This window comes from Streptococcus cristatus (assembly GCF_003943815.1).
In the GTDB taxonomy this organism is placed as follows: domain Bacteria; phylum Bacillota; class Bacilli; order Lactobacillales; family Streptococcaceae; genus Streptococcus; species Streptococcus cristatus_F.
This window is the reverse complement of sequence record NZ_RJNA01000008.1, coordinates 83,654-99,051: the sequence shown is the minus strand read 5'-3', so window position 1 is coordinate 99,051 and position 15,398 is coordinate 83,654. Positions and strand designations below refer to the sequence as shown.

The 15,398-nt window shown below is 45.1% G+C and carries 10 protein-coding genes; all 10 read right to left on the bottom strand.

Annotation, left to right across the window (positions count from 1 at the left end):
* Nucleotides 1-169: 169 nt before the first annotated feature.
* Nucleotides 170-7,354, bottom strand: coding sequence for an SHIRT domain-containing protein (locus D8872_RS06730; protein WP_125390389.1), 7,185 nt, complete (start codon nucleotides 7,352-7,354; stop codon nucleotides 170-172).
* A 295-nt stretch (nucleotides 7,355-7,649) separates the two neighbouring features.
* Nucleotides 7,650-8,378, bottom strand: a complete 729-nt coding sequence (locus D8872_RS06725; protein WP_125390388.1) for a metallophosphoesterase — start codon at nucleotides 8,376-8,378, stop codon at nucleotides 7,650-7,652.
* 52 nt (nucleotides 8,379-8,430) lie between these two features.
* A complete protein-coding gene (recN, locus tag D8872_RS06720) occupies nucleotides 8,431-10,089 on the bottom strand; it encodes a DNA repair protein RecN (protein WP_125390387.1) in 1,659 nt (552 codons plus the stop codon).
* Nucleotides 10,090-10,097: 8 nt separating this feature from the next.
* Complete coding sequence (locus D8872_RS06715) at nucleotides 10,098-10,529, bottom strand: arginine repressor (protein WP_125373743.1); 432 nt, start codon at nucleotides 10,527-10,529, stop codon at nucleotides 10,098-10,100.
* Complete coding sequence (locus D8872_RS06710) at nucleotides 10,513-11,337, bottom strand: TlyA family RNA methyltransferase (protein ID WP_125390386.1); 825 nt, start codon at nucleotides 11,335-11,337, stop codon at nucleotides 10,513-10,515. Before D8872_RS06710 ends, D8872_RS06715 begins: the two co-directional genes overlap by 17 nt.
* A complete protein-coding gene (locus D8872_RS06705; protein WP_125390385.1) occupies nucleotides 11,330-12,205 on the bottom strand; it encodes a polyprenyl synthetase family protein in 876 nt (291 codons plus the stop codon). Before D8872_RS06705 ends, D8872_RS06710 begins: the two co-directional genes overlap by 8 nt.
* A complete protein-coding gene (locus D8872_RS06700) occupies nucleotides 12,202-12,414 on the bottom strand; it encodes an exodeoxyribonuclease VII small subunit (protein WP_005589516.1) in 213 nt (70 codons plus the stop codon). Before D8872_RS06700 ends, D8872_RS06705 begins: the two co-directional genes overlap by 4 nt.
* Nucleotides 12,392-13,732 carry an exodeoxyribonuclease VII large subunit gene (gene xseA / locus D8872_RS06695; protein WP_125390384.1) on the bottom strand — a complete coding sequence of 447 codons (1,341 nt, stop codon included), beginning with the start codon at nucleotides 13,730-13,732 and terminating at the stop codon, nucleotides 12,392-12,394. Before xseA ends, D8872_RS06700 begins: the two co-directional genes overlap by 23 nt.
* 101 nt (nucleotides 13,733-13,833) lie before the next feature.
* Nucleotides 13,834-14,058 (bottom strand): helix-turn-helix domain-containing protein, encoded by a 225-nt coding sequence (locus D8872_RS06690; RefSeq protein WP_125390383.1) that lies wholly within the window; start codon nucleotides 14,056-14,058, stop codon nucleotides 13,834-13,836.
* A 221-nt stretch (nucleotides 14,059-14,279) separates the two neighbouring features.
* On the bottom strand, nucleotides 14,280-15,122 hold the full coding sequence (locus tag D8872_RS06685; protein ID WP_125370983.1) for an NAD(P)H-hydrate dehydratase: 843 nt from the start codon (nucleotides 15,120-15,122) through the stop codon (nucleotides 14,280-14,282).
* Nucleotides 15,123-15,398: the final 276 nt, after the last annotated feature.

Genomic DNA, 15,398 nt, shown 5'->3' with positions numbered 1-15,398 from the left:
CCTGTTATTGAGTCTATTATACCAAAAAATCCTAAGTTTTTGTGAATCAATCTTAGCTTAATCCATAAATCTCAGAAAAATAAGAGCCTTCTAAGTCAAACACTACTTAGAAGACTCTTAACTAGTTGATTGAGGCACTAGCCAAAACTTGCATCAAGGAGATGCCCTTTTATGCCTCATCATCTTTGCGCTTGCGACTAAGAATCATGAATCCTAGGCTCGCAAGAAGAGCACTCGTCGTTGCTCCCACGATTGAAACTGGAGAAGTGCTACCTGTATTTGGTAAGGTCGCTTGTTTAGCCTTATCTCCGGCTGGAGTTGGAACAGCTGGCTTATCATTTGGAACAGGTTTGCTTTCAGGCTTCACTAGCTGATCCGTTTGAGCATTATCATCAGTCTCTTGATCTGGCTTCACTTCTGGAGTCACTGGTGGAACCGGACTTGGCTGAGGTTCTGGTTTCGGAACCGGTTGCGGTTGTGGTGCTGGTTCCGGCTGTGGCTGCGGTTCCGGTTGCGGCTGCGGACTAGGAGCTTGCTTGGCTTCAAAGGTCCATTTTCCTACGAAAGTCAAACTTGTTCCCTCTTCCACTTTTTCATAGCCTAGGAATTTCCAAGTACCATTTGCAACAGCCACTTCTACAGGCATCGGTGCTTCTGGAACAAAAGCAATCGCTGCTGAAGAGCTTGTCGTATATGCTCCACTTTGCGGAAGTAAGCTCAATACTTCTGCTGGCAAGTTGTTGTCTGCTGTCGCACTTTCGAAGCGGTAAGTCACTTTATAGGTTTCAATTACCGGTGCAGGCAAAACATTAACTGGTACAGGAACTTCAGTAGAAGAACCATCTGGATAATCAACACGAACTGTACCGCTATAAGTACCTGGTTTTGTAGTATCTATTTGACCCGCAGGCGTGATATCTACTACCTTAGTGCCAGCTGGAAGGCTTGACAAGTTCGTCACATTATCGATCAAGTTTGGTTTGTCTCCAACCTTGATAGTTTCTTCCGTTACCTGAGGCGTATAAATTTCAGCATTTTTCGGATTTGCTTTGAATTCCCATTTTCCTACAAACTCTACATCAGCCTTGTTAACAACGGCGCTAGCTGCGTCATAGCCCTTGAAGGTCCATGTGCCATCATTCACAGTATCTGTGTAAGTGATTTGTGATGGTTGTTGAGCTGAAACAGAGGCACCATTCACATATGTTGCACTGTCGCTTGGAGTCAATGCGGCGATGGCTGCTGGAAGCGCTTGACCTGCTGTGGCGCTCTCGAAGCGATAAGTAGCTTGATACTTCTTAGCTTCAAAGGCCCATTTTCCTACAAACTCAACATCGGACTTGTTCACGACTGCACTAGCTGCGTCATAGCCCTTGAAGGTCCAGGTGCCATCATTCACAGTATCTGTGTAAGTGATTTGTGATGGTTGTTGAGCTGAAACAGAGGCACCATTCACATATGTTGCACTGTCGCTTGGAGTCAATGCGGCGATGGCTGCTGGAAGAGCTTTATCTGCTGTGGCGCTCTCGAAGCGATAAGTAGCTTGATACTTGTTGGCTTCAAAGGCCCATTTTCCTACAAACTCAACATCGGACTTGTTCACGACTGCACTAGCTGCGTCATAGCCCTTGAAGGTCCAGGTGCCATCATTCACAGTATCTGTGTAAGTGATTTGTGATGGTTGTTGAGCGGAAACAGAGGCACCATTCACATAAGTTGCACTGTCGCTTGGAAGTAGCGTGGCGATACCTGCTGGAAGTTGCTTACCTGCTGTTGCGCTCTCGAAGCGATAAGTAGCTTGATACTTCTTAGCTTCAAAGGCCCATTTTCCTACAAACTCAACATCGGACTTGTTCACGACTGCATTGGCTGCGTCATAGCCCTTGAAGGTCCAAGTGCCATCATTCACAGTATCTGTGTAAGTGGTTTGAGCTGGTTGTTGAGCTGAAACAGAAGCACCATTCACATATGTTGCACTGTCGCTTGGAGTCAATGCGGCGATGGCTGCTGGAAGAGCTTTATCTGCTGTCTCGCTCTCGAAGCGATAAGTAGCTTGGTACTTGTTGGATTCAAAGGCCCATTTTCCTACAAACTCTACATCGGCCTTATTGACAACGGCGCTAGCTGCGTCGTAGCCCTTGAAAGTCCATGTGCCGTCGTTCACAGTATCTGTGTAAGTGGTTTGAGCTGGTTGTTGAGCTGAAACAGAGGCACCATTCACATATCTTGCACTGTCGCTTGGGGTCAATGCGGCGATGGCTGCTGGAAGAGCTTTATCTGCTGTAGCACTCTCGAAGCGATAAGTAGCTTGGTACTTGTTGGCTTCAAAGGCCCATTTTCCTACAAACTCTACATCGGACTTGTTCACGACTGCACTAGCTGCGTCATAGCCCTTGAAGGTCCAGGTGCCATCGTTCACAGTATCTGTGTAAGTGGTTTGAGCTGGTTGCTGAGCGGAAACAGAGGCACCATTCACATAAGTTGCACTGTCGCTTGGAGTCAATGCGGCGATGGCTGCTGGAAGCGCTTGACCTGCTGTGGCGCTCTCGAAGCGATAAGTAGCTTGGTACTTCTTGGCTTCAAAGGCCCACTTACCTACAAACCCTACATTAGCCTTGTTGACAACGGCGCTAGCTGCGTCATAGCCCTTGAAGGTCCATGTGCCATCGTTCACTGTGTCTGTGTAGGTCGCTTGCGCTGGTTGCTGAGCGGAAACAGAGGCACCATTCACATAAGTTGCACTGTCGCTTGGAGTCAATGCNGCNATGGCTGCTGGAAGAGACTTACCTGCTGTCTCACTCTCGAAGCGGTAAGTAGCTTGATACTTGTTAGCTTCAAAGGCCCATTTTCCTACAAACTCAACATCGGCCTTGTTGACAACGGCGCTAGCTGCGTCATAGCCCTTGAAGGTCCATGTGCCATCGTTCACAGTATCTGTGTAAGTCGTTTGTGATGGTTGTTGAGCTGAAACAGAAGCACCATTCACATAAGTTGCACTGTCGCTTGGGGTCAATGCGGCGATGGCTGCTGGAAGAGACTTACCTGCTGTCTCACTCTCGAAGCGGTAAGTAGCTTGATACTTGTTAGCTTCAAAGGCCCATTTTCCTACAAACNCNACATNNGCCTTGTTNACAACGGCGCTAGNTGCGTCATAGCCCTTGAAGGTCCATGTGCCGTCGTTCACAGTATCTGTGTAAGTCGTTTGTGATGGTTGTTGAGCTGAAACAGAGGCACCATTCACATATGTTGCACTGTCACTTGGAGTCAATGCTGCGATCGCTGCTGGAAGTGCTTGACCTGCTGTGGCGTTCTCGAAACGATAAGTGGCTTGATACTTGTTGGCTTCAAAGGCCCATTTTCCTACAAACCCTACATTAGCCTTGTTAACAACGGCGCTAGATGCGTCATAGCCCTTGAAGGTCCAGGTGCCATCATTGACAGTATCTGTGTAGGTCGCTTGCGCTGGTTGTTGAGCTGAAACAGTATTGCCATTTTCATAGGTTGCACTGTCGCTTGGTGTCAATGCGGCGATGGCTGCTGGAAGTTGTTTACCTGCCGTTGCGCTCTCGAAGCGATAAGTAGCTTGATACTTGTTGGCTTCAAACTTCCACTTACCTGTGAAAGTCAAATCAGCTTTTTTCACAATCTTACTTTTGGCATCGTAACCATCGAAGGTCCAAGTGCCGTCGTTCACATCATCTTTGTAAGTCTTTGTTGTCGGCTCTTCTGCAAAAACTCTCGTCCCATTGAAGTAAGTTGAGCCATCTTTTGGTGCTTTCTTCTGGATAAATTCAGGCAAATCAACACCAGCCGTTTCGCTTTCAAAAGTATAGCTTACATGATGCGGTCTAGGCGTTGCTTCCCAGATACCTGTAAATGTCACGCGCTTGCCATTATATGTCGCATTCTTCTGATCATAACCTTTGAAGGTCCAGACATAATCTTTTTCTTCTTCAACTACTGATTCTTTAGCAGGTTGTTTGGCTACAATGGTGTCACCAACCTTATAAGAAGCCTCATCACTTGGCAACATTCCCAAAATACTTTGTGGCAATGGAACACCTGCTTTAGAAGATTTGAATACATATTCTGGATTTGGAGTAGGCACCCAGCTTCCAAGGAAAGTCTGTCTGCCTTTTGCTACAATGATTTTTTCTTTATCGTATCCTGCAAATGTCCAAGTTACCTTGTTTGCTTTGTCAATATAAGTCGTTTCACTTGGTTGCTCAGCATCTACTTCTGTAAGGAACAGACCGCCCATCTTATAATCAATTGGGTTTTTCGGAGTCAACTTGGTGATATGATCTGGTAATACGAAATCAGGATTAGTTGATTGGAACTCATAGTCTATACCATTTGGCGTAAAGCTCCAAGATCCTGTGATGGTCTTCACTTTTGTACCTGCAATAGCTTTTCCGTATTTATCTGCATCAAAACCATGGAAGGTCCATGTACCTGTCGGAACAGTTACTGTAGATGTGTCAAGCTTGCTTGCATCTTTGTAATCGTCAGCTCGTCCAACGAAATCAGTGCCAGCTGGAAGCATATCGCGAATCTTATTTGGAAGAGGATAAGCAGGAGTCGAGTTAGTAAATTTATACTCTACCCTATAGATCGTATCAGACTGATTGGTAGGAACCAAAATCCATTTCCCTCTAAAGATAACGTCTCCTGCCTCGACTGTTTTCACACGTGGAGAAATAGTCGTATTATCATCTTCATAGTAGTCATCAAAGACCCAAGTCCCTCGGCCATCAGGATCCTCAAATCTTGTTTTAGATGGCATTTTAACGCGAGCTTTTTCACCCTTGACAAATTCTCTTTCGTAAGTGATTAGATTATACAAAGTTGATGGCGGATAGATCGTTTGACCAGAATCATCTTTTGAATCTGTGTAGAAGTCATAATAAACACTACGCTTGGTCGGTAAAAATTTCCAATGAACCGTGTAGGTAGAATCCTCATCGTCAGCTGGTTTCTCAACTTCCTCCTTTTGCTGAGGAATCTGCTGAGCAACCCATGTACCATCATTTTCATTATCGACGTATGAACTGAGATATTGAATTTCATTAAAGACATTGGCAGAATAATCTGATGGAGAAGTCGTGATAGGAGCAGGGATTTGTGCCTTCAAATCATCAGGAATGGTCTTCCCTGGAGTATCACTCACAAAGTCAAAGGAAACAACCTTATCGCGGTGTGGAGTGAAGGACCAGCTACCTGTAAAGAGGACGCCAGCTTTATTGACTACCTTTTCATCCTTGTCATAGCCTTCAAATTTCCAAGTACCTTTATTCTCAAAGTCCATGTAAGTCGTCTTCTCAGGTTTTTTTGCCTGAACAGTAGCACCATCAACATATGTCTCTGTGCTGATTGGCGGGAAGGTTCTGAGTCCATCTGGTAGAGCTAGGCTAGGGTCTTTGCTGACATACTCATAGTTTTCTGGGTACTTTTTCTCTTCAAATGTCCAAGTACCTGTGAACTTGAGATTCCATCCATCGTGCTCCCAGTCGCTCACTGGTTTTTTAGTAAAATCGTAGCCTTTAAAGTGCCAAGTCCCCTTCTTGTCCTTATCTTCATAGGTTTCTTGAATTGGTCTAACAGACTGAACTATATCCTTGCCTTTCGGGTATTTCTTTCTATCTGCATACGCCCACTCATCCATATAAACAGGCTTCAGATTATTAATCTCAGCAGGTAGTTCTTTGCCAGCCGTTCCACTGACAAACTCATAAGTCGGTTTCCGAGGAACTGGTGTAAATTTAAACATCAATGGTATTGTAACTTTTGGTATTTCCCCATATGTAGCCGCCCGCTCTAGTTCACGACTGAAGGTTAAATCTACTACATCTTCCTCAAAGGTCCAATTTCCTTCATTTTCCGCATCATAAAAGGGTTTGTAGACACCTTGAGCTTCATCGTAGCGAAGCAAGGCTGCTCGCGTATCCAGTATATCTTTGGGTAAATACTCATCACGTTTATCAAACTGATTGAGAGAAAGCTTGTAATCGTATAGCTTACTTTCTAGATCTTTTATCTCCTTAGGAAGAGGTAATCTATATTCGTCACGTGAGGTCTTAGGACTACTTGGTAAATGATAAAAATTCTCAAAATCGTGCTGGTTCATAGGTTTGTAGGATACAGTGACATCCTCAAAGTATTTCCAAGTTCCTACGAACTCTACATCGCCATTGTTTGCCACTTTACTTGGAGCATCAAAGCCAGTCAAAGCCCAATAGCCTTTTCGGTTAGGATATTCTTCTGAAGTATAAAAAACATAGTGAAATTCTTGTGCTTTTACTACTTCACCCTCAGCAAATCTTCTTTTATCTTCTGGGCTCCAATTTGCAACATAAGATGGCGGAGTTTTCCCAGGTGAGCCATTAACTGCTCTATAGGTAGCCTTGTATGGTGTTGGTGTATATTCCCACTTACCTGTGAAGAAAACATCATCTTTGTCAATCACCTGACTATCATGGTCATAGCCCTTAAAGGTCCATCTACCACTTCCATCATACTCTACATAAGTTGTTTCAGTTGGCTGGATGGCCTTTACTTTATCGCCCTTTTTGTAGATTTTTGTGTCTTCTGGCTTCAAGTAGTTCAGAGTAAGCGGAGTTGTTTTTCCTGGTGTAGCACTTTCAAACTCATAAAGTGCCGAGCGAGGAGTTTTATCCTGATCTGGGATGAACTTCGGATTTTTATCACGAAGACCTGAATTGACAAAAGTCACTAGATTGCGATAAACTTTATCAATTTCTTCTTGCTTTGTCGCAGTTTGAAGCACACCATCAGCGGCTGTCATTACACCATTCAAGATTTCTAGACTATCGTCTGTCTTACTTGAAAAGTCCTTGCTGCGCAACTCTTTGAGGTAGTTCTCTAAAGTGCTCTTGTTTAGACTTGCATTTGCTGTCGCTGGTTGAGCAGTGGCTGCAGCTGGCTGACTTGTACCTGTAGCTGGCTGAGCATTTTTAAAAGCAGTCGAATCTGTCGCTTGACTTGTCTCTGTCGCAGCAGATTTCAATGAGGCTTGGTTATCCCCTTGCCTTTCTGTCTGTGCTGGCGCAGGAGCTGTTGTTGAGACAGCCTCTTTGCTTTCTACTTGCACAGGTGCAGAAGGCGTTACTGAGACAGTCTCTTGAGTTTCTGTTTTCGCTGGTTCAGAAGTTCCCACCGAGACTTGATTTTCTGACTTATTTTCCGCTTGAGCTGTAGCCACAAGCTCATCTGCATGGGCAACTTGACCCGCTCTAATCGCTGCGGGTGCAAACAAAAATCCAATCGCAAGTGATACAGTAGCAACTGATAATTTGCGGATTGAATACTTTATCTTTCTATCCTGAAAAAACATCTTTTCCTCCTTTTAGCTTTTTCGATAACTATTATAGCATAAAGAAGAGGAATTGCATATATTTTGAATTATTATTTAAGGGTTTATGATCACTTATAGGATAGGAAATTTACCCTATATAAATATAGGTGTTCGCCTGTTTTTTTCAGTATAAATCATCTCATTCAAACAAAAAAGATCGAAAAAGATAGCTAGGCTATACTTCTTCAATCTTCTTGCTTTCTTTCTATCAGCAGGGAATATTCAAGATGCTGGTAAGTTACACTATATTGGATTGGCATTTGTAGATACCTTCTCAGTCCTCCGCCGCAAAACCATCTTTTTTGATGGCATACTGCTCTATGATGCCATTATGGCCAAAGAGAACTCCGTGGAGGACTCCGCCATAAACAGCTCCGCCATCCATGCCAATCTTGCCATCCTCAGTCATCCATAGCTGGTCAGTTCCCGGTGCCTCATGCAAGAGGTAAAATGTCGGTGTATGACCAAAGACAATCGTTTTGCCAGTCTGATTGCTGCCTTCATGAAATGGCGCGCGAATCCAAACTTTTTGATAATCACTAGTCTCTCGCCAGTCTTTCCGTTCCAAATCTAGGCCAGCATGGACAAAAATGTACTGCTCTGTCTCCAATAGGAAAGGCATCTGGCGAATAAAATCTACTAAATCTACCGCCTCCGTCTTGACACGTTCCGCGTCTGCCACTCCATCTACAGGAGCATTGAGAGGCCGGCCTAAAAGCGAATTAATCGTCGTATCTCCGCCATTGCGTCGGTAGTGGTCATAAGATTTTTCAGGATTGTCCAGCCAAGTCAGAAACATATACTCATGATTGCCAGAAAGACAGATGGCTCCTTTCTGCTTCACTAGATCCTTGACTCGCTCCAAAACGGCTCGGCTGTCCTCACCACGATCTATCAAGTCGCCTAGAAAGACTAGTTGGCTACGACCGTCCCAGTGCTGGAGCAATTCATCAAGCATGCCTACCTTGCCATGGACATCACCGATTACAAAATATTCTGTCATAGTCGCCACTTTCTAAAGAAGACCGAAACACTCGTGTCTCAGTCTCGCTTGTTTATTTTTTTAATAATTCTCTAGCCTGCGTCAAAGCAGCCTCCGTCACATCTTCACCAGCCAGCATCTTAGCAACTTCCTGAACACGCTCGTCAGCCGTCAGCAGGCGAACCGTTGAGACGGTCGAATTCTCATCCGAAATCTTCTCAATAAAGAACTGATAATCGGCAATCGCAATGACCTGCGGCAGATGGGAAATTGCCAAGACTTGACCGTTGGAGCCAATCTTGTGAATCTTCTGAGCAATAGCCTGGGCCACTCGGCCAGAAACGCCCGTATCCACTTCGTCAAAGACAATGCTGGTCTTGCCTTCCTTACGAGAAAAGGCAGACTTGATAGCCAACATGAGACGGGATAGCTCGCCTCCAGAGGCAACCTTCACCAAAGGTTTGAAATCCTCGCCCGGATTGGCTGAGATGTAGAATTCTACTTGCTCATTGCCTTCACGGTTGAACTTGCCCTTACTGAACTGCACTTTAAAACGCGCCTTCTCCATGTAGAGGTCCTGCAGCTCTTGCTTGATTTCCGCTTCCAGCTGGGCTGCTAGTCCGTGACGAGCCTGACTCAGCTCCTGGGCCAGCTCTACCAGCTCTCTCTCCAAGGCCTTCAGCTCTCGGTCCATATCCTCTGAGGACAAGTTACTTCCAGTTAAAAGGCTGTATTCTTTAGAAATCTGAGCAAAGTAATCCAGCACATCATCTACTTGGCCGCCGTATTTACGTGTGATGCTGTTAATCAAGTCTAAGCGACTCTCCACCTGCAGCAGCCGATCTCCGTCAAAGTCCAGTCCATCTAAAATATCCTCTAGGCGCTTGCTGACATCTTCCAAGACATAATAAGTCTCTGACAAGCTGCCGGAAAGCTCCTTGTAGGCTGGATCGTAATCCTCGATAGACTCAAGGTCGTTCATAGCTGAGCGGACATTGGTCAGACTGGAAAATTCTTCATTATCCAGCATGGTATAGGCATTCGTCAGCGTATCGGCAATGAGCTTGTGGTTAAGCAGGCGGTCTCGTTCCTGATGCAGGGCAGTATCTTCACCGCTTTTGAGGGCTGCGCTCTCAATCTCCGCCATCTGAAACTCCAGCATCTCAATTCTGGCCTTATGCTCCTGCTGATTTTTCTGCAAAGTCAGGACTTGCTTGCGCAGGCTTCGATAGCGGTCAAAGGTTTCCTGATAGCGGCCTTTGAGATGCAAAAAGTCTGCTGAGCCAAACTCATCTAGCATGGCAATATGAAGCTGGGGTCTCATCAGCTCTTCCTGATCATGCTGACCATGGATATCCACCAAGTGCTGGCCGACAGCCTTTAGAACAGATAAATTAACCATCTGGCCATTGATACGGCTGACACTGCGGCCGTTTTGCAGAATTTCCCGACGGATAATCAGCTCATCGGTCAGCTCCCAGCCCTGCTCCTCAAAAATCTCTCGCAAAGCTCGGCTATTTTCCAGCGAAAAAAGTCCCTCTATCTCAGCTTTGGGCGCTCCATGACGAATCACATCCGTCGTCGCACGGCTGCCCAGCATCATGTTCATGGCGTCAATAATAATAGACTTGCCGGCTCCGGTTTCCCCGGTCAAAACCGTCATACCTTGCTCAAAATTAAGGGATATCTCCTCAATAATGGCAAAATTTTTAATCGAAATTTCTAATAACATAGGCTTTCCTACCAATTATTGATTTCAGCCGTGACTTTTTGGGCTGCACTTTCACTCACTGCAACGACTAAGATACTGTCATTATCCGCAATGATACTGAAAATTTCCTCAGCAAATTCTTTACTCAGATGGCGTTTGACCACCGCTGCACTCCCTGGCACTAGATTGAGATTGAGCATATTTCCTAGATTTTGACAGGCCAAAATATTATTTTCTGCCAACTTCAAACTATTGGTCGCTGTTTTGGGAAGCTCATAGATATAGGTATTATCTTTAAAAGGGATTTTTACAATCCCTAGCTCCTTGATGTCTCGTGAAACCGTTGCCTGTGTCGCTGTAATACCAGACTCCCTGAGATGTGCTACAATTTCCTCTTGGGTGCCAATCTCAAATTCGCTGACAAATCGTCTGATTTTCTCTAATCTATCCTTCTTCTTCATCTTTAAATTCCTTGTGGGCCGCCTCTACGACAGCGACTAAGTCTTGCTCCAAGTCATTTTTCGGCTGCTCGTTTTTCTCCAGAAAGGCTAGAAATTCAACATTTCCATGCCCGCCCTGAATCGGAGAAAAATCCAAACCTTTGACTGAAAAACCTGCTTCCAGCATAAAGGCTGTCACGATTTCCAGCACCACCAAATGAACTTTCTTGTCCTTGATAATCCCCTTCTTGCCAATCTGCTCTCGACCAGCCTCGAACTGAGGCTTAATCAAGGCCACGACCTGACCGCTCTCTTCTAAAATCTGATAGAGGGCCGGCAAAATCAAGCTAAGCGAGATAAAACTAACATCAATACTGGCAAAGCTGGGCCGAAAGTCAAAATCAGTTGGCTCGGCATAGCGAAAATTGAACTGCTCCATGCTGATAACCCGTTCATCTTGGCGGAGTTTCCAGGCCAACTGGTTAGTCCCAACATCAACCGCATAGACCAGCTTAGCTCCATTCTGCAACATAACATCGGTAAAGCCACCGGTCGAAGCACCGATATCCAAGGCCACCCGGTCTGCAACCGAAAGGCCAAACACTTGCAAAGCTTTTTCTAATTTTAGGCCGCCACGACTGACATACTTCAGTTTTTCTCCCTTGAGCTTGAGCTCTGTTGCATCATCGATTTTTTCACCCGGCTTATCAAAGCGCTCTCCATTAGCAAGTGCCACGACTAGGCCTGCCATCACTCCGCGCTTGGCCTGCTCTCGGGTCTCAAAGAGCCCTTGTCGATAGGCCAATACATCCACTCTTTCCTTAGCCATCCAGTCTCAAACTTTCTATTATTTTTTGAATTTCTTTAGCTGAAAAATCACTTTCTTTCTCTAGTTGCTCCAGTAGGATTTTTGCTTGTTCTAGCGTTTCATCGAAAAAAGCACTAGCTCCATCTAGGCCTAGCAAGGCTGGATAAGTTGATTTCTCAGCCGCCAGATCCTTCTGCGGTGTCTTACCGATCTGCTCAAAACTAGCCGTCACATCTAAAATATCATCCCGCACCTGAAAAGCCAGACCCAAGAGTTCTCCCGCTTGACGGAGCTTCCCTAGGACGGATTGACCAGTCTGAGCAATGATTCCCGCTGCTACAAAAGGATAGGCCAAGAGCTTTCCTGTCTTATTGGCATGAATGGTCTGGAGCTGGTCCATGGTCAACTTGCAGCCTTCTCCCTGCATATCCAAAACCTGCCCGGCCACCATACCAAAGGAACCAGCCGCCAAAGACAGCTCTGCTATCAGCTCCACCTTGACCTGACTAGGGAGCTCTGCCATTGCTACCAAACCATAAGGATCCAAAAAGAGAGAATCTCCCGCCAAAATGGCCATATCCTCCCCGAATTTCTTGTGGCTGGTCAGACGACCTCTGCGGTAGTCATCATTATCCATAGCTGGCAAATCATCATGGATCAGGCTGCCAGTATGAATCATCTCCAGAGCTGCTGCCACCTGAAAGTGAGCGGGAGTTAATTCCAGACCAAAGCCCTCCAGCAACTCCAAAAGCAAGAGAGGGCGAATCCGCTTGCCACCAGCCTCGACAGAATAGAGAATGGTCTCTATCAAATCTGATGACACTCCCTTGCTCTGATAAAAATCTTGAATCGTCAGGCCAATTTGCCTGATTTTATGCTCTCTTGTCATTCCATATCCGTTTCTGTGCCATCCGCCTGCATGACCTTGACCAAGGTCTTCTCTGCCTGATCTAGCGTCTTTTGCAAGTCTTTAGACAACTGCATGCCCTTCTGGAATTCAGCGATGGCCTCTTCCAAGGCCACATCTCCATTTTCCAGCTTCTGGACAATAGCTTCCAAATCAGCTAAGTTTTCTTCAAATTTCTTGTCTTTTGACATCTTTTACCTCAACTTGGACTTGACCATCCCGCATGAGAATGGTCAGCTGGTCCTTCTCCTTGATATCCTGACTGGACTCGATTACTGTTTCATTTTTTTGAATAATAGCATAGCCCCGCGCCACAATGCGACTGGTATCCAGCATGAGTAGCGCATCAGACAGCCTCTTGGCTTCAGCCACCTTATGGTCATAGATAACCGCCATATTGCTACGCAACAAGCGCTCTTGCTGGTGCACCTTCTCCTGATAGCGCTGCACCTGACGCAGAGGTGACAAAGATTCCAAGCGATGCTGGAGAATCTTGACCTGCTGGACTTCTTCACTATAATATTCGCGAATTTTTTGCTTTAATCGCAGATTGAGCTGGTCTAACTTTTGCAGATAGCCATCATAAAGCCGCTCTGGCTGACGAAAAATAACAGATGAAGCCAATTTATGCAAGCGTTCCCGCTGGTAAGCCAGACGATTGGAAGCTGCATTAGACAGACGATTTTGCTGCTGACTCAAATGCCCCAGAAGATCCAGCTTGGTGACTGGCGTTGCCAATTCCGCTGCTGCTGTTGGGGTTGCTGCTCGTCGGTCTGCCACAAAGTCAGCCAGCGTCGTGTCCGTTTCATGCCCCACACTGGAAATAATTGGAATCTGGGACTCAAATATGGCTCGCACGACGATTTCCTCATTAAAAGCCCAAAGATCCTCAATGGATCCGCCGCCTCGGCCAATAATCAAGACATCCAAATCTTCTCGCTCATTGGCTCGACGGATATTAGTCGCTACCTCGGCGGCAGCTCCTTCGCCCTGAACCTTGGTTGGATAAAGTAGAATGTCCACACCGGGAAAACGGCGGCTGACTGTCGTGATAATATCTCGGATGACAGCTCCACTAGGACTGGTCACCACCCCAATTTTCTTAGGAAACTGAGGCAGGGCTTGTTTAAACTTATCTTGGAAAAGTCCTTCTTCTCCCAGTTTTTTCTTGAGTTGCTCAAACTGAACAGCCAAGGCGCCAATGCCGTCTGGTTCAGCCTTTTCAATGACAATCGAATAGGAACCACTTGGTTCATAGAGCTGAACACGGCCAATGACATTGACCTTCATGCCCTCTTCTAGTTCAAAACCAAGCTTTTTATAGACACCTGACCAGATAGTCGCCTGAATCACTGCCTTCTCATCCTTGAGGGAAAAATACTGGTGATTAGGACGCTTGCGAAAATTAGAGACCTGACCTGTCAGATAAACCCGCTCCAAATAAGGATCACGGTCAAACTTCATCTTCAGATAACGGGTCAAAGTCGAAACCGATAAATAATCTGGCATGTCGCTCCCTTTCTATTTTCTAGTATTTGCGTAACTTTTATTATACCAAAAAATGGAAGAAGGCGGTGCTTCCAAGTTCCCAATTTTCAGGATAAAAATCACTAAGATTTTGTACTTTCCTTGATAATTTGATACATTTCGATATGCAACTGTTGCGCAATGAACTCTAAGGTTAGTAAACTAGGAATCGAATCGCCTGCCTCAATACGAGCCAGCTGTCTGACTGTCAAACGAGTCTCATCCTCACACAGCAATTCCCTTGTCATTTTACGTTGTTCCCGCAGTTCTCGAATTTTTTTCCCAATTGCTACTTTTAGCTCTGACATGGCACTTTCCGCACTTATCCTTTTCTACTAGTTTTTATACTTTTAACTCTCATACTTTATTTTTATTATAGCACAAAAAAGTTTTCTATCGTATTAACTTTTGTCTATAAATTAAAAAAGTAATCATGTGAGAAAGTTGATGAATCTTAGACTTTTCCTAACTAAGACAAGATTTCCTAATCCACAAAAAGAGACTCGGATTTTTCCAGGCCTCCCAAGATTTATTGACTAAAATTTTTCATCCAAGTCGAAATTTGTTGACTCAGTTCTGTCGGTAATACCACATAAACCTCTTTGGCTAATTCATCCGCTATGGCTGAATGCAAGTAGGTCGCAGCTGTTACTCTTTCAAGAAGTGAAGCCTGCTGAAATTGACCTGCAAAGCCAGCAATCATCCCTGCCAAGGTATCTCCCATACCGCCAGTGGCTTGATAGGGACCACCAACCTGCAGCTGATAAATATCCTTTTCCCCACTCTGAAAAACTCGTGTTCCATTCCTTTTCTGTACAACTAGAGTTCCCTTAGGAAATTGGTCAACAGCCTTTTGGCTAGATTTTTCGTCCTGCGACTCGATGGGCAAGCCAGACAAACTTTCCCATTCTTTCTGGTGAGGGGTAAAAATTGTCTGGGACTTTGGAAAAGGCAGAGCTTGCTTGGCAAAAAGCGAGATAGCGCCCCCATCCATAATCAAGATTTGTTGCTTGTTTACAAGCTGTAAAACCAGCTGTAGCACCGATTTCTCTAAAGAATTTTCAGCCAAACCCGGTCCGATTAAAATAACAGTAGCCTTGCGGATCTGCTCCATTAATCGCTCTCGCTCCTGCAAATCAAAGGCCATAGCCTCTGGCAGATGGGCATGGAGGGCAGGAATATTTTCCCGTTCAGTTGCAACAGTCACCAAACCAGCTCCGCTCCTTACTGCGGCCAAGGCAGCCATGATAATAGCTCCACCATAGGGATAGGTCCCGCCAATCAAGAGCAGGCGACCATAGTCGCCTTTATGGCTGTCTGGCAATCGATTTATAACAACCTTTTTCAAAAGCCTGTCACTGACTAGTTTCATCTTTGATCCTCTATAATTATTTAAATGTTTTCAAAAACCAATATTACCCGCTCTAGCACATCAAGCAAAGAAATTCGACTGCCATTTTCTATCCCTGATAAGCATATCTTTATTGAATTCTAGTTGCGTAAGAGAATTGTGTAGAGACGAACAGAAAACAGCTTCTTTCTTCACTTCACAATCAAAAGCTAAGATTACTCTCCATCTCGCCAGTTACCACCAATAAGCAAATCCTATACTTTGACAAATTATTTCCGAAATTTCCAATCTTTATTT